At 56.4% G+C, this 21,761-nt stretch carries 16 protein-coding genes, 2 tRNA genes and 1 other annotated feature; of the genes, 12 read left to right on the forward strand and 6 right to left on the reverse strand.

Annotation, left to right across the window (positions count from 1 at the left end; translation table 11 throughout):
* Positions 1-480, reverse strand: a sequence feature (23S ribosomal RNA rRNA prediction is too short).
* Between the two features lie 617 nt (positions 481-1,097).
* Together DSM3645_RS14240 and DSM3645_RS14245 are read right to left on the reverse strand one after the other, a co-directional pair.
* Positions 1,098-1,170 (reverse strand) — tRNA-Ala (locus DSM3645_RS14240).
* A 25-nt stretch (positions 1,171-1,195) separates the two neighbouring features.
* A tRNA-Ile gene (locus DSM3645_RS14245) sits at positions 1,196-1,269 on the reverse strand.
* Positions 1,270-1,560: 291 nt separating this feature from the next.
* Between DSM3645_RS14245 and DSM3645_RS14250 the strand changes: the two genes are divergently transcribed.
* The 10 genes from DSM3645_RS14250 (at position 1,561) to DSM3645_RS14295 (ending at position 12,429) form a co-directional block, all read left to right on the forward strand.
* Positions 1,561-3,474 (forward strand): redoxin family protein, encoded by a 1,914-nt coding sequence (locus DSM3645_RS14250; protein ID WP_116344407.1) that lies wholly within the window; start codon positions 1,561-1,563, stop codon positions 3,472-3,474.
* A gap of 222 nt (positions 3,475-3,696) precedes the next feature.
* The gene (locus DSM3645_RS14255; protein WP_040351850.1) at positions 3,697-3,990 is read left to right on the forward strand and encodes a hypothetical protein; all 294 of its coding nucleotides are present in this window, start codon (positions 3,697-3,699) and stop codon (positions 3,988-3,990) included.
* A gap of 321 nt (positions 3,991-4,311) precedes the next feature.
* Positions 4,312-4,797 carry a hypothetical protein gene (locus tag DSM3645_RS14260; protein ID WP_237564818.1) on the forward strand — a complete coding sequence of 162 codons (486 nt, stop codon included), beginning with the start codon at positions 4,312-4,314 and terminating at the stop codon, positions 4,795-4,797.
* Positions 4,798-5,112: 315 nt separating this feature from the next.
* The gene (locus tag DSM3645_RS14265) at positions 5,113-5,997 is read left to right on the forward strand and encodes a BON domain-containing protein (RefSeq protein WP_002652910.1); all 885 of its coding nucleotides are present in this window, start codon (positions 5,113-5,115) and stop codon (positions 5,995-5,997) included.
* A gap of 299 nt (positions 5,998-6,296) precedes the next feature.
* Positions 6,297-6,878: a hypothetical protein gene (locus DSM3645_RS14270; protein ID WP_002652911.1), complete on the forward strand. Its 582-nt coding sequence runs from the start codon at positions 6,297-6,299 to the stop codon at positions 6,876-6,878.
* A 123-nt stretch (positions 6,879-7,001) separates the two neighbouring features.
* Positions 7,002-7,895 (forward strand): helix-turn-helix domain-containing protein, encoded by an 894-nt coding sequence (locus DSM3645_RS14275; protein ID WP_081444828.1) that lies wholly within the window; start codon positions 7,002-7,004, stop codon positions 7,893-7,895.
* 528 nt (positions 7,896-8,423) lie between these two features.
* Positions 8,424-9,008 carry a sigma-70 family RNA polymerase sigma factor gene (locus DSM3645_RS14280; RefSeq protein ID WP_237564819.1) on the forward strand — a complete coding sequence of 195 codons (585 nt, stop codon included), beginning with the start codon at positions 8,424-8,426 and terminating at the stop codon, positions 9,006-9,008.
* Positions 9,009-9,071: 63 nt separating this feature from the next.
* Positions 9,072-10,775: a LamG domain-containing protein gene (locus DSM3645_RS14285; RefSeq protein WP_002652914.1), complete on the forward strand. Its 1,704-nt coding sequence runs from the start codon at positions 9,072-9,074 to the stop codon at positions 10,773-10,775.
* A 148-nt stretch (positions 10,776-10,923) separates the two neighbouring features.
* Positions 10,924-11,829: a DUF1559 family PulG-like putative transporter gene (locus DSM3645_RS14290; protein WP_002652915.1), complete on the forward strand. Its 906-nt coding sequence runs from the start codon at positions 10,924-10,926 to the stop codon at positions 11,827-11,829.
* Positions 11,830-12,006: 177 nt separating this feature from the next.
* A complete protein-coding gene (locus tag DSM3645_RS14295) occupies positions 12,007-12,429 on the forward strand; it encodes a carboxypeptidase-like regulatory domain-containing protein (RefSeq protein ID WP_002652916.1) in 423 nt (140 codons plus the stop codon).
* A gap of 203 nt (positions 12,430-12,632) precedes the next feature.
* On the opposite strand, the gene DSM3645_RS28320 is transcribed toward DSM3645_RS14295, so the two are convergent.
* Positions 12,633-16,205 carry a flagellin N-terminal helical domain-containing protein gene (locus DSM3645_RS28320; protein WP_002652917.1) on the reverse strand — a complete coding sequence of 1,191 codons (3,573 nt, stop codon included), beginning with the start codon at positions 16,203-16,205 and terminating at the stop codon, positions 12,633-12,635.
* Between the two features lie 555 nt (positions 16,206-16,760).
* The gene (locus DSM3645_RS14310) at positions 16,761-17,486 is read right to left on the reverse strand and encodes a DUF502 domain-containing protein (RefSeq protein ID WP_040351851.1); all 726 of its coding nucleotides are present in this window, start codon (positions 17,484-17,486) and stop codon (positions 16,761-16,763) included.
* Positions 17,487-17,645: 159 nt separating this feature from the next.
* Between DSM3645_RS14310 and DSM3645_RS14315 the strand changes: the two genes are divergently transcribed.
* Entirely contained in the window at positions 17,646-18,458 is an 813-nt protein-coding gene (locus DSM3645_RS14315; protein ID WP_002652920.1) for a 3-keto-disaccharide hydrolase, read from the forward strand.
* A gap of 299 nt (positions 18,459-18,757) precedes the next feature.
* Positions 18,758-19,786 (forward strand): acyl-CoA desaturase, encoded by a 1,029-nt coding sequence (locus tag DSM3645_RS14320; RefSeq protein WP_002652921.1) that lies wholly within the window; start codon positions 18,758-18,760, stop codon positions 19,784-19,786.
* Positions 19,787-19,891: 105 nt separating this feature from the next.
* Here DSM3645_RS14320 and DSM3645_RS14325 read toward each other — a convergent pair whose 3' ends face one another.
* The gene (locus DSM3645_RS14325) at positions 19,892-20,695 is read right to left on the reverse strand and encodes a response regulator transcription factor (RefSeq protein ID WP_040351852.1); all 804 of its coding nucleotides are present in this window, start codon (positions 20,693-20,695) and stop codon (positions 19,892-19,894) included.
* Positions 20,696-20,715: 20 nt separating this feature from the next.
* Complete coding sequence (locus DSM3645_RS14330) at positions 20,716-21,675, reverse strand: sensor histidine kinase (protein ID WP_040351853.1); 960 nt, start codon at positions 21,673-21,675, stop codon at positions 20,716-20,718.
* Positions 21,676-21,761: the final 86 nt, after the last annotated feature.

A 21,761-nucleotide genomic window follows, 5' to 3' on the forward strand; every position in this document is an offset into this window, starting at 1 on the left:
AACAGGGGTTCTTCTCATCTTTCAGTCGCCATACTGAGTTCGCTATCGGTTATCAGAGAGTATTTAGCCTTACGGGATGGTCCCCGTGGATTCAGTCCAGGTTTCACGTGCCTGAACCTACTCAGGTATCTCTCGGGAGGCAATTCCGCTTTCGTTTACCGGGCTGTCACCGTCTGTGGCCGACCTTTCCATGTCGTTCAACTAGCAGATTGCTTTGTAACTCCCATGTGAGAGACCCTACAACCCCGTGAGGAAAATCCCCACGGTTTGGGCTATTTCGCTTTCGCTCGCCGCTACTGACGAAATCGAGTTTTCTTTCTCTTCCTCCAGGTACTGAGATGTTTCAGTTCTCTGGGTTAGCCACTTACGCCTATGTATTCAACGTAAGTCATTCAGGAATCCCGGGATCAACGTTCGTTTGACAACTCCCCCAGGCTTATCGCAGTCTTCCACGCCCTTCATCGCCTTCTGATACCAAGACATCCCCCATACGCCCTTAATAGCTTGACCACAAATATTCAAAGCTCTTCAGCAAAGAACATCTTTCAAGCTATCGGACTTACTTACTGCCGACGCCTCGCGGCGGCGGCTATAGATATCCGATTAATTTAACGATATTCGCTCGAGAATTTCACCTTAAAATTAACCCCCAGCTTGTAGAACCGGGGGTCCGGTTACTTTTGCATTCTCTATATTCTCACGCTCACTTCAGCGGCCGCAAACTGAACTCGCTTTCCACTTCCACTCCCCTTCACTTGCGTGATGAGTCGCTTCCGAAGAAAGCTTGTTTCAATCGCATACCACGTCTGCAAGACGTGATGAATGCCATCTACTTCATTTGCCAAATTGTCAAAGAACTTGCCGGCCAAGTTGGCCAACCGCTCGAACTGAGCGAGGAGAGTTCAGGCTCGATTCTCTCGAATCCTGATGACTGAACTCTCCTTGATCAGTCTCGATCCCCTTGGGGAAGCGTCCAAATATATCGAAACCAAAACCGAAGTAAAGGGGCTGACTGCAATTTTCTGAAAAGTTGTTTTCGAGGCTGGTTTAGCACGCTCTGTGGCGTGTTCAGCCCGGAAGCATTCAGGAAAAAGCAGTGGAGCCGACCCGGATCGAACGGGCAACCTCCTGCGTGCAAGGCAGGCGCTCTCCCAGTTGAGCTACGGCCCCGATTCGGTCCTAACCGATTCGGAAGTGGGCGCACCAAGATTCGAACTTGGGACCTCGTCGTTATCAGCGACGCGCTCTAACCAACTGAGCTATGCGCCCTTGTTGACGGCATTGCCGTAACAGGAATTCGTTATTCTAGGCAGCAAGCCTTTCTTGTCAAACGGGCTACGGCCCTGTGACGAAAAATATGCCCCCAGAACCGGCGAAAATGCGATAAAACCGCTGCCGATCAGGGGTTCGGCTACGAAAAAGGAGGTGAAAAAGTTGGGATTGGTTCGCCTAAACCCCTCGGATTCGTCGAAAATTGATGGTGAAGCAAAAGGGGAAAGTGTGGATAATCCCTAGTGCTGTCACTACTGGAGTCTCTCAGAAGCAAGGACGCATAGAACAATGGCGATATTCAAGCCTTATAGAACTCTCTCGTTGGCCGCCGCGCTGGCCGCTGCGGCAACAGGGACGCTGCAAGCCGCGACTCCCACCGTCGAGCAGGCGCTGCAGCTCACTCCGCTTCAGGAAGTGGAATACGAAATCCCCACTGCGGACGAAATCGCCAAGTGCTCGATTCGCTCAGAAAAGGTCAACGGCGCGACTGGCTGGGTCGTTTATGGTCCCGCCGGCGAAAAGATGCGTCAATTTGTCGATTCCAACGGCGACAATAAGGTCGATCTCTGGGCCTACTACAATAATGGAATCGAGGTCTATCGCGATCTCGACACCGATTTCAACAGCAAGGCCGACCAGTATCGTTGGTTGGCGACCGGCGGATCACGCTGGGGCTTTGACGAAAACGAAGATGGCGCGATCGACCGCTGGGAAATCATTTCGCCTGAGGAAGTCTCGGCCGAAATCGTCGCCGCCGTCCGCGATAAAGACGTCAAACGCTTTCAATCGCTACTGCTAACGGCGACCGAAGCGAAGGAATTGGGGCTCGGCAAAGAGAAAGCGGCCGAGTTGACCAGCTCACTGACGGCTGCCGCGAATGACTTTACCAAATGGGCCGCCGCCCAAACGGCCGTGAAGAGCGGTACGAAATGGGTTCATTTTGGAGCGACTCGACCAGGAATCGTCCCGGCCGGAACGGACGGCGCCAGCCTCGACTTGCTGGTCTATGAAAATGTCGCCGCCGTCGTCGAAACCGCAGGCGAACATAGCCAGATCGATATCGGCACGTTGGTGAAGTTTGGTAACGCGTGGAAAGTAATCGCCGCGCCGCGCAATGCCGCCGTCGCTGATTCGGCGGCTTCACAGGGTTTCTTCTTTCAGGCTTCGTTTGCGGCCAAACGGCCTGATATGGACGGAGCCAGCGGTCGTCCGGCGGTCAATGCCGAAGCGCAGAAGCTGCTGGATGAACTGGAGACATTGGATGACAAGTTGACGATGGCGACCACCGCCGCCGCTCGGCAGGACGTGACGAAAGAGCGTATCGTCACGATCGAAGCGTTGGCTGCGGCCAGCGGCGAAGGAGAAGCTCGCGACAATTGGCTTCGTCAATTGGCCGACGCAATTAGCGCCGGAGTGCAAACCGGCGAATATCCTGACGGCATGACGAAACTGCAGAAACTGGCCGAGGAAACCGCCAAAGCGGCGCCGGGCAGCGATGTCGCGTCGTACGTCCAATTCCGTCGAATGAGTGCGGACTATACCCAACAGTTGCAAGATCCGAACGCTAACTTCACCAAGGTGCAGGACGCGTGGCTCGAAAATCTGGAAGGGTTCGTCAAAGCCTACCCGAAGAGTGATGACGCCGCCGAAGCGATGTTGCAGTTGGCGATCGCCAACGAATTTGCGGGCGAAGAAGACAAGGCGCAGGCCTGGTACTCGCAAATTCGCGATGACTTCGCCGGCACTTCACTGGCGAAAAAAGCGGAAGGTTCGGTGCGACGGTTGACGTCGGTCGGCAAGACGATCAACGTGGCCGGAAAAACGCTTGACGGCAAGCAAGTTAGCCTGGCTTCGCTCAAAGGTCGCGTTGTGCTGGTCCACTTCTGGGCGACCTGGTGCGAGCCCTGCAAGCAAGATCAGACGATCATGCGTCAGTTGCAAGCGAAGTATGGCCGCAAGGGTTTTGAGCTGATCGGGGTCAGTCTCGATTCGGACAAAGCCGATCTGTCCAAGTATCTGACGCAGACGCGCCTGACCTGGCCGCAGATTTACGAAGATGGCGGACTTGATAGCCCGCTGGCGACTGATTTGGGCGTGTTAACGCTGCCGACGATGTTTTTGGTCGGCGCCGATGGCAAGGTCATCAGTCGCAACATTCATGTCAGCCAGCTCGATACCGAATTGGGCAAGTTGCTGAAGTAGCCGCTCGCGTCGGCTGGAGTTGAAGTGAACTGGAAAGCCGCTCCCGATTGGGAGCGGCTTTTTTTGTGACAAAATGGGCTGACTGCGGGAATTGCTCTTCGGAAAATGGGGCGACTTTAGTAAAAAATGGTCCGTCGGGAGAGAAAGTGGAAAAGAATTCACGGCCCGACCGAGACATGGATGTCTTGGCCACGTATTGCTTCTGTTACTTCGAGGGCACGGATGCTAGGACTTATTGATGTGGTCGACTCCAGGGGATTGTGGCTGTTGGCCGTCATCTATTGCTTAAGCGCCGCTTGGGTGACGCTCGCTCGCAAGCGTCGGTTCCGCGGCTGGATCGCAACGGCTTGCCGCTGCGGCGCTGTGGCGTCGATGATTGTGGTGTGCGGGCTGGCGATTCTTCAAATCGCAATCAATTGTCCTTATTGGATTTGCAGCGCCAGCGTGTTGTCGCTGTTGGTTGTGGGCTGTGTCTTTGACAGCCAAGGCAGTCGGATCACTTATCATTCGATCTAGCGAATGCATCTTTGCATCGCCGGTTCTGCTAGCGGTCGCATGGTGCGGAGGCTGTTTGCAGCGCCATTTCTGGGGCCAGGCAAGCGCGGATCGCGTTTGTCGGCGGTCTTACTTTCGGCATGATTGCCAAAACCGGAAAAAAACCTACCTCTCAGGCCTCCGATCTGCCGAAATCATTGCTAGAAGTCTGTCGCTGTTGTTTCGCCTGTGGTGAAAGCAACGCCAGTCTTTTGGATCAATGAATCACTTCGCCCCCAGCAGCAAAGCAGCAGAATCGGGGCGAATTCATCAGATGTGTCGCACTGCAATCAGGAGGCGATGATGCGATTTTCGTGGATCGGGAGCGCCAGCACGTTCCTTTTATTCGCGCTGCCGGTGTTCGCATTGGCTCAGGCGCCGGGTCAGCAAGTGCCGCTTGGCATGCCGATCAGCGCTGGCCAACCTGCCAGCTACCAGCAGCAGATGCCTCCTGGCTATGCTCCGGGTCAACAAATCCAACAAGTTGGTTTCCAGGGGCAAGCATGCCCTCCGGGTCAAGGTTGTCCGCCGATGCGTGGTCACGGCCACGGAATGGTCGGCAATGGAGATCCCGGCTACGGTCCATCGCCTGGTATGGGCGGAGCTCCGGGCTATCCGGGATTTGGCGTTGACCAGTATCCGAAGCAACACGCGGCCGCCGCGTATCCGTACATCGGCCCGCACTATCCGTACCCGCAAATTCCGCTCGGCTGGCAAAAGGTGAGCTTGGAATGGGATGACGGTTATTGGTGGCTGGACTTCAAACATCGTAAGTCAAAGCACCACTAAAGTTGGTCGCCAGCGGGTAGACGTTTTAAAGAGCCTCGTCTCGCGACGAGGTTCTTTTATTGCGCAGGAAACGATTTTGAGGTCCTTTGTGTCCTCAAAATCGAAAAAATAGTGCCATTAGGACGTCCGCATTGCCGACAACTAATGACAGTTATGCCGCTTCCGCGGCGCCTAGCAAAGCGCAAGCAACGCAGCATGAGCAGCAAACGTCATCGCCGGTCGACTTCTAAAGGTCGACGTTTCCGTCCCGCAACGGAAGCCAAGGCGGACGTCATTCACTCGGATCGCTTACGGATATACTCAGGAGGGGGAACCATGCGACGGTTTTGGAAATTAGCGCTTCTGGCGGCGATTACGCTCGCCCCGGTTGCGACGCTCAACGCCGACGACGCCGAGATTTCGCGTCAGATCGTTGAACAGCTGAACGGCAAGAAGTCAGAAGGAAGCCTCAAAGGTTTCAACATCGGCCTCAGCGTCGAAAACGGCGTTGTCTGGCTCGAAGGGCATGTCTCGGACAAGTCGCAACACGACATGGCGATTGATATCGCTCGTCGCGTCTCGGGCGTCGAGCAGGTTGTCGACGGCGTGACCGTCAATCAGCCGAATGCTCCGACCGTCCAGGGCGTCTTGGTTTCGGCGGCCGAAACGGTCCAGCCCGAAGGTCAGCCCCGCGACTTGCAGGCTCAGCCGATCTACGCCGACTTGCCGCGTACAGCTTCGGCGGCTCCGTTGGGGCCGCAAATGCTACGACCAGTTCCGGCCGCACCGCAGCAAACGCCGACCATCGCTCAGATGCCGGTGTACCAGCAGCAGCAGCCGCAGCAGGGTCAGGCGCAACAGCAGGGTCAGATGCCGCGTGCGTTTGCTCCGGCCGGTACGCAAGATTTCCGCTATGCTTCGGCTCGCATGCAGCCGCCAGCTCCGATCCAGCCGCCGTCCTACTACCCGACCGCGTCGGGCTATGCCGCTCCGGTTCGATATGATAACCCGCAGATGCCTGGCTACGCTTGGCCAGCTTACGCGGCTTACCCGAACTACGCTGCACTGCAATATCCGAAGCAGTACTCACCGGCTGCTTGGCCTTACATCGGCCCGTTCTATCCGTACCCGCAAGTTCCGCTCGGCTGGCGTAAAGTCACGATGGAATTCAACAAGGGTTGGTGGACAGTCGACTTCAAGGCTCGTCGACACTACCGCTAATAGCCGAGTTTCGTAAGCGATACCATCACCGATAGCGAGTAGCCGTTTAGCCAGGGCGAAAGCTAGATGGCGATCCGAACCCCTGAAAGTTTGCTGCCTTTCAGGGGTTTTTTCATGCGCAGAGCGAAATTTGGGCCCTCCTTTCAGGAAATTGCCGTGCGACCGGAAAAGGCCGCAAGTTTGTTACAGCTTCACACGATAAATAGCACTAGCAGCAAATGCCGCGCATGCGTGCGGCGACCTAAAGGATTGGGCTTCGCCCGCAAAACAGCGCCCTGGCAAAACTGAGAGGTTGTTCCATGTACCGTATAAGCCTTCGCACCGCCCTTGGCCTGGCGATCGTGGCGTCGACGCTGAACAGCGTCGGATGTACGACTCAAGGTCCGTATTTGGGCCCATTTTTTATGCCTTTTCCGGTTTCGCCTTACTTCCAAGAGTCGAAGGAAGACGAATTCCTGGAGCATGAGCGGTATGGTCGCGTTCCGATCCTGCCGCCGATTCCGCCGGGCGGGCCGCACGTCGCGCTTGATCCACCAAGCGATGACGAAGTGATCCGCGCCCTGGAACGAGCTCGCCCGACCGAAGGCGGAATGCCGTTCCTCCACGAAGTGAATCGCAACAACGTTCGCATCAAGAAGGAAAAGATCGCTGATTACGTCGATCCGCCCCGCGTGATGCCGCTGGTTGGCCCGGTTCAACTGCACCATGCTCACTATAAGTGCACGGTCAACTTCACCGAAGTCAAGCGTATCGGCTGGCCCTTCCCGCATACGTTGGTGGATGAAGAAACCATCGAAGTGGTCTACATCGACCATAACCACCTGCACCGCGTCGGCGACCCGTACGAAGGTTCGCAGCCGATGGGGCCGCCCAAGCGATAACCAGATCGCTTGGCGATGCTAAAACACCGAATAACCGCGTCCACGCCCGGACGCGGTTTTTTTTATGCGCTGGTCGTACTGCATTCATTACGTAGCGGTCGATTGCGATTAATATAGACGCCTATGTCTCATTCTCCTGCTAGTTCGTCGCCGATCGACCCGATCACCGGGCGACGAATGCTGGTGCGCACGCAAACCGCGGTCACCGAGAAACTGCCGAGTTGGGGCGTGGCCATCATCGAGAGCCATCATGCGCCCGGCTTCGTGATGGAGTGGCGCTCGCACCCCTTTATTAAGGTTCAATACGTCTTAGCGGGTCACGGGCAGATCCAGATCGGGGCCGAAAGTTATCCGGTTGGCCCGCGCGATATCGTGGTTGTGCCGGCCGAGCGACGGAACCGGATCGAGGATGATCCCAACTCGCCGATGTCGCTTTACGTCTTGTGCATCGAAAAGCGGCTGCTCGGGTTTGATCCCTATGTCACCTCAGTCTTGCCACACGGCAAGCAGGCTTGTCAGCTCCATTTCTCGCAGCGGATCGAACGCCGTCTCCGCCGCTTGCTCTATCAGCAGTGGCAAGCCGATCCGACCACGCCGCTGGCGATGGTCGCCAACGCGTTGGAAGTGTTGTCGCTGCTCACGTCCGAGTCGATCCCGTCGGGGGAGTCGGTCAGCGATCTAAGCTTAGAGCCTGACATCGATGAGGTCGCCGCTTATGTGCGTCACGTCGATTCGTATTTCTTCGAAGCAAGCACGATCGACGACGTGGTCAAAGAGCTGGGCATGCCGCGCCGCCGCTTCACCCACATCTTCCGCCGCCTAACCGGGCAGACCTGGCTGAACTACGTGCAACGCAAGCGAGTCGATCACGCGTGCCAACTGCTGGAAGAGTCTGATCGCACCATCGCATCGATCGCCTTCGAGTGCGGCTTCGGCGAGTTGTCGACCTTCTATCGAGCCTTCCGCAAGATCCGCGGCGTCACGCCGAAAGTCTGGCGAAAAACGCACCGCGAATAAGCAGTCCTCGCCGCCTGGCGAGCCTGCCTGTGTACGAGCCTTTCTTTCCAATCCCTCTCTGCTATCCGCATCCGTTGGACCGGACCGCTTCTTTTTTGTCCGTCAGGTTGGACGGGACTGAATCAGGACCAGCTTTTCCCTTCGTCGGGTGATTGGTCAGGTGCGCAGCGCCCTGGGTTATTGTCTCAGAAAGTCGAGCAGATGAGCAAGCGACAATCATTCAATTCAATCCATCGCCGCTCGTCATGGGGAAGAGTCGAATCACGAGATCGGCTGCGCGTACGACTTTTGATACGCGCTGTGACGTCAGCGCACTGCAGGGGTGTAAGTCGCTACTTTTTACGGGGCCTAAGACGTCTATTGATCATGGTTCTTGTTGATATTCGAGGGGCTAAATTTTCATGATTGCGCAGTTCATCACTGGGGTCCGTTACGGCGCGTTGGCTTCATTGTTTGGCGGTTTTCTCTAGTTTAGTAAGCGGGAATTATCCATTAATCTGGGTGTAAAGAGAGGGAGAACGATTTTTTGTGAAAATTAAAAGTCACACTGTCCAGGTCCATGACAAGGTATTGGTGATGAGCAGCCAAAATGCCGAATTCGACGAATCGTTTGCCGAACTTGTCGCCGAGAATCATGTGCAATTGCGATCGTTCGTGCGGATGCTGGGAGTCGATCCGGAATGGGTGGACGATCTCGCGCAGGAAGCTTTTTTGGTGGCGCTGCGTGAAAGGGATAGCTTCGATGAGCGACAGGATGTTGGAAAGTGGCTTCGGGGCATTGCCCGGAACCTGGTGAGAACCGAAATCCGCAAGGGAGCGCGGCGTCAGCGAATTCAGCACGCGGTTCTGGCCGACATGTTGTTGCGATCGTCGGAAACGGACGACGAATGTCCGGAGTGGAGTTTGATGCGACTTTCGCACCTGCGCGATTGCGTCGAGCAGCTGCCGCCGAAAAGTCGACAGATCGTTTCCGGCAGATATGCGGATGGCTGGAAGGCGACTGACTTAGCGGCTCACTTGGCGATGAAGGCCGATGCGGTGCGACAAGCGCTCGTTCGGATTCGGCAGCAACTGAAAACATGTATCGAACGACGGATGACTGAATCGATTTAGCTGCGGTTGCGATTTTGTCCAATTCGACACCACGCGATAGCAGCGTTTACTGGGGAGTACTTCGTGGCATTTCAGTCCCGCTTTGACGAACTGCTTGCACTATTGCTGGACGACGTCGCTACTGTTGTCGAGTTGGACGAACTGGTCGCGATCATTACCGAAGATGCTGTGAAGCTGAACCAGTTGAAAGATCATCTCGTTCTCAGTGATCGTCTCTCGCAATACGAAGATACGCGTCGGGACGCGCTGAGATATGTCGAGTCGCTCAAAACGCGCGCTCGCGCCGAAAGCGCGTCAGATCGTTTTGTCGAAGCGGTCATTAACTCGTCGCATTCCAAGACCGGACGGCAAGCAGCGCAGCCAGGCCGACCGCTTAGTTCTCGCGTTTGGGTCTGGATCGGCCTCGCGGTCGCCGCTTCTCTCCTGATCGCGATCGCGAGTTGGCCAGAGGCGCGACGCGATGACGAAGATTCGCCTACGATTGCGGCTTCGACAGATCCAGCACGAGAGGACGCCACCGATTCGGGCGTCGCCGTGCTGACGCGGGTGGTAAACGTCGTCGGCGCCAACACTAGCACTTGGCACGAGGGATCCACGCTGATTCCTCAGACGCTGGCCTGGGACAAGGGGGTGTTGCAGCTTGAATTCTATAGCGGCGCTACCGTCGTTGCCGAAGGGCCGGCTTCTTTGGAAATCGTTGATCCTAGTCACATCATTTGTCACTTCGGGAAATTGCGAGCCAATATTCCAGAGCCTGCCCAAGGTTTCACCATCTTGTCCTCGACGATGGAAGTGGTCGATTTGGGGACCGAGTTTGGTATGGAAATATCCAGCGATGGTTCGATCAACGTGCAAGTGTTTGAGGGAAAAATCGAGCTCTACGAAACCAATTCTGAGCGAAATCTGGCGACGCGGCAGGAGCTTTCGGAGGGGAAGGCGCTGGCGATCTCGGCCGATGGGCTCTCGAAGTCGATCGATTCTCAATCGTTGAATTTCATTTCGCCCAATCAGTTATCAACTTTGACCAGCGAAGCGTCTCAGCGCCATTTGGAAAATTGGCTGGAGCAGCGGAGCGTGACCTTGGCTGACCCGCGCGTGATCGCCTACTTTCCCTTTGATCGCCAAGCGACAGACGATCGCAGCCTGGTTGGGTATGCCGCCGGCGGAAAGGAATTGACCGGAGCGATTGTTGGCGCCCAATGGGCCGAGGGACGGTGGCCGGGGAAATCGAGTCTTGAATTCAAACGCCCTGGAGATCGCGTCCGGATCTCGATTCCCGGCAGTTATGCGTCGTTGACGTTCGCAACCTGGATTCGACTCGACGGACTGGACCGGCGCTTCAATTCCTTGTTGCTGACCGACAAGTTCGAGGTGAACAATCCGCACTGGCAGATTCATCAAGAGGGGCACCTCATCCTCGGCGTTCCAGATCCAGGCGTCGTAGCGACGCATAACTATCGTTCTCCGCAAGTGTTTCAGCTGCAGGACATTGGAAACTGGGTGCAGATTGTCACCGTCTATGACGCGGCCGATCAACAGGTGCGGCACTACCTAAACGGCAAGCTGATCTCGTCCGAAGCGTTCCAGCCAACCGCACAAGGCGAGTTGGTGTTGGGGGACGCGACCATCGGAAATTGGAGTCCGCCAAAAGGCGCGTTGCCATCCAAAATTCGCAACTTCAATGGCCGTATGGATGAGTTGACCGTGTACGGCGTTGCATTGAGCGGAGCCCAGATTCTCGAGCTTTTTCGCTTGGGACGGCCCTGAATTATTTTCGCGTAAGGGAAGTATGGCCCAGTTGCATGACGACACGTTCAGCCGAGACGGCCCGCGACCGGTTTCGTCATGACTTGATTCGCTTCGTATTATCAATTCCTTTTCTTTACCCTCTCCTCTTTCGTTCAAGGTGACTTTTATGCTAGTCCGCAAATCCGCATTCACGCTTGTCGAGTTGCTAGTCGTGATCGCTATTATCGGCGTATTGATTGCGCTGTTGCTGCCTGCGGTCCAACAGGCTCGCGAGTCGGCTCGAAGGATGCAATGCACCAACAACCTCAAGCAAATGGGGTTGGGGCTGCACAACCATCACGACACATTTGGAAAATTTCCGCCGGGACAGATGAGCGTTTCCAATCGGGATCAATCCGGCGCCGCCAAAGCTTGGAGCGATAAGCACTCATTAAGTTGGATGGTGTTTGTACTGCCGTACATTGAGCAGGAAACGCTGTTTCAACAATTGAGTGACGAGAACGACAACTTTGACATCTACCTAGGGCGGTTTTCGTGGTGGGAGACGGGGACCAATTGGGGGCAAATTGCGGTCGACGGTTTCATGTGTCCCTCGTGCCCAATGCCCACGGCGAATCCCCATCGCAAGAACAACGCTAAGACCAACTACAAAGCGATCTTAGGTACTGAATACCCCGACAATCTGGCCACCGACGACGCCGGTTACACGAAGAGGTTTAGCGGAACCTTCTGGCTGAACAGCGCGACCGGGTTTAATGACCTTACTGACGGAACCAGCAATACGGTCTTCATCGGCGAGCAAGACGGAGCCGAAAAGCCGCGTCGCGCGTCCTGCTGGGTTGGTTCGGATCGAGCGCATTGGCTCAATAACAACTTGGGTTCGACTTCCGCAAATCCAGGTTTCACGATCAATGGATCAAATGCCTGGGGAGCTCTGGGAAGCATGCATCCAGGCGGCGCCAATTTCTGTCGCGCTGATGGATCCGTTGTTTTTATCCCTGAAACGATTGATGGAACCGTCTATGAAGGTTTAGGTACGAGATCCGGAGGGGAAGTAACTCCCAGTTTCTAGAACGTCGAGCTCGCCGGCGTCAGGCGAAAGCAATGTGGCGGTTGGCCCGATTCAAACAGGGAACCCCGTCCAAGACGATGTCGCCGACGAATTCCACGGCTGTCGACTTCCTCTGCAAAAGTCGACAGCTCTCGCTCCCTATTGAATTCCTCTGTAACTATTCAGCGAAAGTCAGAAATGCCTAACATGTTTGTAATCTTGTCGCGGCCTTGGCTGCGCACGTTGCCTGCACTTGCGGTGGGGATATTGCTGCTGGGTTGTGGTCCCTCAGGTCCCGCAACTGGACTGGTATCGGGCGCGATCACACTCGATGGCAAGCCGTTGCCAAAAGCGGAAGTTGTCTTTTATCCTGATGCGGGACGCGCCTCGAGCGGCGTCACGGATGATACTGGGCAATACGAACTGATGTTCACCTACGACACGCGGGGATGTTTGCCTGGTGAGCACCAGGTTGTTGTCAGTACGCGAGTTCTTTCGAGTGATGAACCCGATGCGGTAAGAATGCCAGAATTGATCCCGCGCAAGTATCGTAAGAAGGGAGAGTTGACCGCGTCCGTAGAGCCTGGGACGAATGTCATCAATTTTGATTTGACGAAATAGCAGCGGCTTGAAGCTCCCTGCTGGCAGGCTCTTTCGCCCCGCTGATTGCAGCGCGGCGACATTATTAACTTCCGATCGCGACTGCAGACAAATCTGGCGAACGCAGTGCAGCAGGCCAATCAAAACCTTACGCCGATCGGCGTAAGGTTCACCCACTCGCCCACCTCATGCTGCGCGGCGAATATATCCCCTGCCCCCGTCGATTAGCCTTGCAACAGGCTCAGCACGTTTTGCGGATTCTGGTTGGCGATGCCCAACGTATTGGTGCCGGCCTGGACTAGGATCTGGGCACGAGTCAGTCTTGCCGATTCGGCGGCGAAGTCGGCGTCGCGGATCGAGCTTTCGGCTTCGGTCAAGTTCGCCAAAGTATCATTCAACGAGTAGATATTCGAGTCCAAGGTCGTCTTCTGAAAAGCGCCCAAGCGGCCGCGTAGCGACGTCACCACCGAGATCACTTCGTCCACGACCTTGGCCGCTCCACCGACGTCGTTGCTCAGGCTCTTGCTGCCGCCTGAGCGGAGCTCGAACAAGCGTCCGCTGACGCCGCCCAAAGTGGCGGTGCTGACGCTTTGAATCCCGAGTCGGGCTTGCTGATTGCTGACGACGTCCGGACCCAGTTGGAACAAGGCGCCGCCGCCGACGATCTCGAATTCGAAGCTCGAATTGCTTTCGACGCTTGCACTTAGTGTAAAGCTGAGATCGAGCGACGAGGTGTTGATCGACGCTTTCAAGCCGGCGCCGATCGCTTGAATGCCGTTGATGCGGACATCGACGTCGGTACCGGATGCGCGATCCACGTTGCTGGCGCCGCTTTGATCCGCCAGGCTGAACGCACCGGTGAGCGCCTTCACGCTGACAAACGAATTAGAGCCGAAACTGGTAGCTTGAAAGGTTAGCCCCAGGTTTTCCAGGTCGGAGTTCCCGATCAACGCGGCGCCATCGGTCGTGCCGGTGTCGATGACGCCGCCGGTCAGCGTCGCCGAGTCGTCGGTCGTAACCAATCCGCCGCCGGTCCCGCCAGCGGTAGTGCTGAACAACTGGGCCAGGTCTTCGTTGTAGTTCGCGTCGAGCGAGTCAAAAATGTCCTCGATATCGGCGGCGGAGGTCGTGCCTGCTTCGATATAAAAAGTCAGCGTTTTGGAGGCGGCCTCGTATTCGCCGCGTTCGTCAACGCCGGCAGTTACCGTCGCGTCGTTGACAAACCTGACCGTCACGTTGTCATACTCTTCGCCCGAGTTAACCGCGGTGAAGCTCAATTGGGCGTTGACGCCGTTTACGGCGTAAGTGGATCCAGCCGCTTGGGCGTCTTCCAGGTCGTTGCCGCTGGTAGCGAAGACGATGTCTTCGGCGGTTACTTCGAGCACGCCTGTGCCGTCGCTCCCTTCGACATTCGTGAGGCTAATGCCGCGCTCTTCTAGGTAGGCGAGAGCATTGGCTGCTTTGGTCGGGTCCGAGATAAACGCGCTGGGATCATCAAAGAAAGCGATTAAATCGTTCGCCGTCGTTTTGACATTGCCGTCGGCGTCCGTCTCCAGATTGACGATCAGCGTTCCCTCACTGACCAAACCGCCGGTGGTCGCGGCCGGTATCGTCAGATCCGCGATGGTCACCGCATCGGAGCCATCGCTAGAGCCAAAATCCTTGGCTTCGAAGAACTGGCTGATGTAGGCGTCATCATTGATCGCGGCCAATAGGTCCTCAGCCGTTGAGACGCCGTCTTCCAGGTGGATGGCCAGCGTTTTGTTCTCTTTATCGAGCACGCCGAATTCGTTCGCGCCGCCGGTGACGGTGGCGTCGTCCACAAAACTAATCGTATAGCCGTCGTATTCGGTTCCCTTGAGCTTCGCAATGATCGAGAAAGTGCCGTTGGGGTCGGCGTTTTGAATGATCGCCTGCGAGACGCCTTCGACGCGGGGATCGGTCGTCGTGTCGATCGAGAGTTCAGTTCCCGCGTTCGAGACGAAGCGGATGTTGGGCGAGTCTTCTGGGGCCAGAAACTGCAAGCTCGTGTTTTGTTCGGGGACGCCGTTGTAGGCGAAATTGGAGAACTCGGTGACCGCGTCGTGTCCGTCATTGCCGGCGGCCAAAGAAGCGGTGACCGTCGTATTGCCAACGGCGGCGTTGATCGCTTCGATCACGTCGTTTGCTGTCGCACTAACGTCGCCGCCGTCGATGCCGCCCGACGTGGTGGTCCCATACGTGCCGGTAAAGGGCACCGCGCCAGAGCCGGTGCCCAGGGTCTCGACCAAAGCCGCCGTAAAGAGCGACGAAACGCCCGAGTTGTTAGCCGTGGTCGTGACGGCGCCGCTGTCGCCAACCGCAATCACGCCGGAGCCATCGTTGCCGGCCACGTCGGCGGCGGCCGTAAACAAAGGGCCGGTGACGCCGTCCAGATTGATCGCAGAGATCACTTGGTTGGCGGTCGAGACGCCGTCTTGGATCGTGACCGTAATGATCGGCGCATCCGGATCCGTGTTGTCATAGGCGACTGTTTCGGCGCCGGCCGTACCGCCGCCAACAAAGTTGATGGTCGTGTTATTGTTGGCCAACCCGGTCGAATCGGACGTAATCGAGAAGTCGGAGTTCGCAGCGGCGCCATCGATGATCGCGAACGGCGTGTTCGAGAGCGGGCTCGTGCTATTGATCGCCGCAATGATATCGGCGCCGGTCGAAGCCGCGTTTTTGGTGATCGTCAACGTTTTGGCGTCGGCGTCAAAGACGGCGGTTTCTTGGCCGGTGATCGCTCCATCGTTGAAGATGATCGAGATGTCGTTAAAGTCCTCGCCAGCTTGATTGGCCGTGATCGAAAAGTCGTTGTCGGAACCGGCGGTATCGACCGTCACGCTCGCCGTTTCGTACTCGGTCACGCCCAGGGTCACTTCCAGCTTCGCAGGATCGTCTCCGACTTGAGCCGTGTAAGTCGCGGTCGTCGTGCTCGACGTCCCTTTGGCGTATTTGATTCGGACATCGCCTGGCTCAAAACCGGCTTCGTTGGCGGTCAACAGGATGTCGTTATCCTTGCCAAAGCTGCTGACGGTCAGTTCTCCCTTGGTAGCCGCCGTTTCCAACACCGCTTCGACGCCGGTCGCGTCCGAGACCAGATTCACCGCCGAAGCGATTTCTTCAATCGTCGAACCCTTCGCGAAATTAAACGCCTCGGTTCCGTTGGCGCCGCCGACTTCCAGAATCAAGTCGTCCGCCACCGCGCCAAAGCCATAGTTGAGCGTCCCGCGCGTCGCCTGATGCACGACTTTGACGGCCACGCCGATCGAGGTTTGCGTGCCGAAGTTGGCCTGGTCGATCTGCAGACCGGCAATCGACGAACGGTTTACATTTTGCGTGATAAAGTCAAGATTGCCGTCCAGCAGCCGTTTGCCCTGGAATGAGGTTACCTGGGCGATTCGGTCGATCGCTTCCAGCGACGAGTCGATCTGCAGCTGATTCGCCGCGACCTGTTCATCACTCAGTGCGCCCGTATTCGCGGCTTCCGAGATTAGGCCGCGAATATCATTGAGCAACGAGCTGACCTGCCCCAAGGCGCTATCGGCCGTAGCAATCAATTGATTGGCGCGTTCGCTATTGGTGATCGCTTTTTCGACGCTAGTGATGTCGCTGCGCAGCGATTCGCTGGCGATCAAACCGGCCGGATCGTCTTTCCCGCTATTGATTCGCAAGCCGGTGCTTAAACGAGTGAGAGTTACGTTCAAGTCGGCGTTCGAGCGCCCCAGGTTCTTCTGAGCGACAAGCGAACTAACGTTGGTATTGATGCGAGTCATTGGGCGGACCTGGATTAGGGCGCGTTATGCGAAGAAGTTGTTTCTCGATCTGTTTGCTCTGGCCCGACCAAAATCGGTTCCGGAAGCAAATTCGGAGTGGTAAAGTGGAATTTTCGGTAATTCCAATTATTCCGAAGGTTCTATCCTGTGAATCGACAGGAACGAATTTGCGCATTAGTTAAAGTGTGTCGATTGTTGGGATTTTGGCGCATGGACGTACTCTACCGGCCCCCGAAAAATGGAGTCGAGCATCAACCGTAGGGAGTCATGCAGCCGATCCTGGCTGGGGCTGCGCCGCTAGAGAGCCGGCGCTAAAGGTAGCAGCGTGCAAGGCTTGCATTCGTTTGGCGACTCCCCGCTGTGGCCAAAAAGTGATCCGCTCGTCGATACGGCGGTTTTGCGGAGACATCGCTCATGTCGTGCGGCATCCCGCGTCCAGGTTGCTGGGAGACAGGACTGATTATTACGGCTGGGTTCGCAGAAGACGCCGTTACCAAAAGGTTGGCGATGTGCCCCGATTTGCTCGCGATCGGGGCCAATCAGGTATCGACTCCCTTATTCCGGCTTCGGCGCCGGCCCCTTCTTATTCATGCCCTTGCCTGACGTCTGCAAAAACTGCGGCGCGGTGACGCCCATCGACAGGTAAATGCTCATCAGGCCGTCGACCGACATCTCGACCGGTTGGACTGCATCACAGGGAACAAAGACGATGCCGCCGGTCATCGGTAGCGGCGATGTCGGCAGATACACGCCGTGATAGTCGACGCCGTTAATGTCGTACCGATCGGAGGTCGGCATCAGCGCCAGGATGCCGGCGCCATTTTCTTTGCCGAACATGACGAAAACGGCCTTCATGCCGCGCAGCTCTCCGTCATCTTGCTTGTCGAGCATGCCGACCAACTGCCGAGCGGTGCCGTACAACTTGCCGATCAGCGGCACGCGGATGACGATCGAGTCGACGAGCGAGTTGAACGTGTTTTTTAAACCGGTTTCGACAAGCATTCCGATCAGGAAGACAACTCCCAGGACGATCACCCAGCCAAACAAGTAGGCGATCCAGTTGATGTCCTCACTGTCCGCAGGCACCGTCGGCGTGCCGTTCGCAACGCCGATCCGGCTTAGCTGCTGACCGACAAAGGAAGTCGGCCCCACAAAGCCGTTGAGAAAACCGGCCAGCCAGATCACGATCATTCCGGTCAGCGCCAGCGGCATGACGGCCAAGATTCCGGCCAAAAAATAGCGTAAAAATCGCTGCCAGAGCGCTGAAGTAAGACTTCTCATCGTCAATTCCCAGGTTAATGACTGCGGCGGCGGGAAGATTGGCGCCGCCAAGGTGACTTGTCGCAGGTTAGGAACTAGAATAGCGGTTCTTCCTCCCCCCCGTGTAGCCGCCAATCTGGCAATTTGTGCGCGGCCCCTGCCCTTGGAGAATAACCCCCGATGAAGAAACTCAGTTTTCAAGTTGTGATCGCCGCCGCTGTTTTGTCGGCCGCTACTCTGTATGCCGGCAAAGAATGGAAAAGCGGGATCGAGTGGCCGGAACCGCCGGTTGTCGAGCCAGGCGCAAAGCCGGGCGACCCTCCGTCGGACGCGGTCGTGCTGTTTGACGGCAGCGACCTCTCCCAGTGGGATGGCGGAGACAAGTGGATTGTCAAAGATGGCTACGCCCAAGCAGCGAAAGGTGGGATCACCACCAAAGATAAGTTTGGCGATATGCAACTGCATATTGAGTTCGCCACGCCGGAAAAAGTCTCTGGCAACGGCCAAGGTCGCGGCAACAGCGGCGTCTATTTCTTTGGCAAGTACGAATGCCAGATTCTCGATTCGTACGACAATCCAACCTATTTCGACGGTCAAGCCGCAGCGATCTACAAGCAGTCTCCGCCGATGGTCAACGCGTCACGCAAGCCCGGCGAATGGCAAGCTTACGACATCATCTTCAACGCGCCGCAGTTTAACGACGATGGTTCGCTGGCCAAGTCAGGATACTTCACGGTGCTGCACAACGGCGTCTTGGTGCAAAACCACTACGAGCTGAAGGGAACCACCGCGTGGGATAGCCCGCCGAAATTTGAGAAGCACGGCCCGAAGGGGAAAATTCAACTGCAGTTTCACGGCAATCCGGTCCGCTATCGCAACATCTGGTTGCGTGAACTGAAGCCGCTGGTCGGCAAGCTCCCCGAAGCGAAACCGAAGGAAGAGAAGAAGGAAGAGAAGCCCGCCGAAACGGGCTCGGCTGACGCGGCTAAGTAAGCCGCCGCCGCAATCTGTCTTTGGTATCCGCCGCTTGCGATTCTCCGCAGCGGCGTCGTTGTTTCCCCCTCCGCTGGTGTGGCGGCACGCGTTAGACGAGCGGTTTTGCGTCGTAAATGCGGAATGAAACAGGCGTTGCGGCGATTGTTACACAACTATTACGAAGCCGAAACGTTCTGTTGACTCACTTTGATTAGACACTCTATACAATCACAACGAAAGAAACTTGGAGTCGCCAGCGTTGAAAGATGGATTTCACGTTAGCGGCCGAACCTCTCCCACCGGAATGATGAGCTCCCATGTCGATAGTCTCCGACGATAACAAACTAGCGGGCGACGACTTCGAAGATGACGCCGTCTCCTCGGAGGATTGGAATGAATCCAACCTCGCGACTGAAACCAAGCCGACGGCCAAAACGAAGAAGACGCGCAAACCGCGTCGCATCGAACCGCCGATCGCTGAAAAACTGACCGATCGCTACAAGTCTGGCTTCGCGTGGATCATTTTCGGCTGGCTCGCCGGCATCCATGTGGTCGCTTTGGCCGCGCCGTTCTACTTTTCGTGGAGCGGATTTGCGATCTTCGTTGTGTTTTACTATTTGACCGGCTGTGTTGGCATCACGCTCTGCTTTCACCGCATGTTGACCCATACCAGCTATCAGGTGCATTACCCGACTCGCATGATCCTGGCCTTCATCGGCGGATTGGCGGGAGAAGGTTCGGCCCTCGACTGGGTCGCGATGCATCGCAAGCATCACGCACATAGCGATCAACCAGAAGATCCGCATTCTCCCGAGCATGGCGGTTTGTGGGCGCATATGTGGTGGCTCTTCCCGTTCCGCAATCGTGAAGAACAGCGATCGATCCACGAACGCTGGGCTCCCGACTTGTTGAAAGAACCGGGCATGCGTTTCCTGGACTACGCGTTCATCCCTTCGCACTTGGTGCTGGGCGGGTTAATGGCGTTCGCCGGCTACTGCTACGGCGGCTCGTACTATGCGACCTCGTGGGTGTTGTGGGGCATGTTCGCCCGCTTGGTGGTCGTGTTGCACGTCACTTGGTTCGTCAACTCGGCGTCGCACATCTGGGGCTACACCAACTATGAGACGACCGACAAAAGTAAGAATCTGTGGTGGGTTGCGTTGACCGCCTTCGGCGAAGGCTGGCACAATAACCACCATGCTTACCCCCGCATGGCCAACCACGGTCACAAGTGGTGGGAATTTGACCTGACCTACAACATCATCCGCGTGATGAAGTGGACCGGTCTGGCCTGGAACGTGGTCGACTACAAGAAGAAAAGCAAAGACGGCTCGGCGATTCACTAATCGCCTACCGCTTAATCCAGAAAAAGAGGGTCCCCTGCGGCCCTCTTTTTTTTATGCGCAACGGTAAGGTGCGTCGGGACGCACGTCTTCAAACCGTTCGGCGCCTTACTCAGACGACGTTTCTTCCGACGCCGCGTCATCCGCTTCCGCCGCTTTGACGTGCGACGATGCTTCTTTGGCCAAAAATTGATACCCGGCGTCTCGGATCGTGATGAAGTGCTGCGGGTTCGACGGGTCTCGTTCAAACAGCTTGCGCATTCGCAAGATAAACTGGTCCGGCGCGCGGGTCGTGATGTTCGGCGACATCTGCCAGACTTCGGTCAGCAGTTCGTTGCGAGGAATGATCCGCCCTTCGTTTTCGCAGAAGTAGCGGAGCAACTTCGCTTCTAACTGCGTCAGGCGAATCGGCTTGTCGCCGCAGGTCACTTGAAACGCTTCAAAGTCGATCTTGACGTCCCGAAACTCATAATATTTCAGCGTTTCCGGCACTTCGCGCTGACGTGCTTGATCGCGGCGATTGCGGGCCGCTAACAGGTTTTTCACGCGACTGATGAACTCGTCTAGATCGAACGGTTTCATCATGTATTGATCGGCGCCGACATCGAAGCCGCGCTTCCGATCTTCGGGCAGCGTGCGAGCGCTGAGGATCAAGATCGGCATATCCTCGCCGTTGGCGCGAAGCGTTTCGCAAACGGCGTAGCCGCTCATGCCGGGGAGCATCAAATCGAGAATGACGATGTCGATCTGGCGTGGATTTTTGTCGACCACTTCCAGCGCGCTGCGGCCATCTTCGACGACTGTGACGTCAAAGCCTTCCGCTTCCAGGTTATAGCGAATGCCGATCGCAAGATGGGCTTCATCTTCGACAACCAAGATTCGCGTCTGTTGACTTGTTTTTCCCCCGTGCATCGGCACGACGTCCTCCCCAACTACGCCGCGTTTTGTTCTTCAGACTGCGGAGTCTCATTCAGCGGCCGAGCGCCAGGCAAGGTGACAATAAAGCGGGTCCCCTGCCCTTGCCGGCCGTCCGTTACTTTAACCGATCCTCGCAACCGCCGCACCAGCGTTCGGACAATGTACAAACCAAGTCCAGTGCCAGGCTTCTCCCGCTGCAGTTCTAGCCCCAGACGGACGAAACGCCCAAAGATTTTGCGTCGCATTCCCTTAGGGATGCCTGGCCCGTTGTCAGAGACTTCGACGATCGCCTTTTGGTTCGGTTCGAGCCGCAGATGAATCTCAATGTGAGCGTCGGCGCCAGAGTATTTCATCGCGTTGTCGATCAGATTGCGAAAGATGATGTCGAGATCGCCATGATAGCTGTGCATGACGCAGGGCTGCAAATGAAGCTCGATCATCTCGCGCGGCGCTCGATAGAGGAGCAGCGATGCGTCGGCGCAGCCGATCAGCAACTTGTCGAGTCGGATCTCCTCGGCTTCGGCCTCGTCGCGACTTCGATCGAGCCGGCCCGCTTCAAGCAGGTGATTGATCAGGTGATCGAGCCGTTCGACATCTTTGAGCATCGTGCCGTAAAATTCAACCGCTTCGGCTTCGGATACTTTCAGCCGGTTGAGCGTTTGCAGATAAAGCTTAAGCGACGCGATCGGACTCTTGAGCTCGTGCGTGACGCTGTCAATAAAATTCGCCTGGCGAATGTTCAGGTTGATCGACTTGATCGACAGGACCATGTAGAAAATGACGCCCCCCAAAACGGTCGCCAAAAAAATGGCGCCGATCGGCAGAATGGTCCAATAAAGGACCGCCGAGTCTTCATCATTGTAGGCGCCCCAAACGGTCAGCAGCACCCAGCCGATGATCAACACGACCAGCAGCACGATCATGACGACCGCGATCGTCACGGGAAGGCCGATAGGGCGTCGCGAAGTGGACATGGGGTCTCTTGCCGTCTTAAGAACTTTTCGGAGCGTGTCGATTATAGCCGGAATTAAGGCTGGAACGAAGCTCAGGAGTCCCCGAC

Source organism: Blastopirellula marina DSM 3645 (assembly GCF_000153105.1).
GTDB classification, from domain to species: domain Bacteria; phylum Planctomycetota; class Planctomycetia; order Pirellulales; family Pirellulaceae; genus Blastopirellula; species Blastopirellula marina.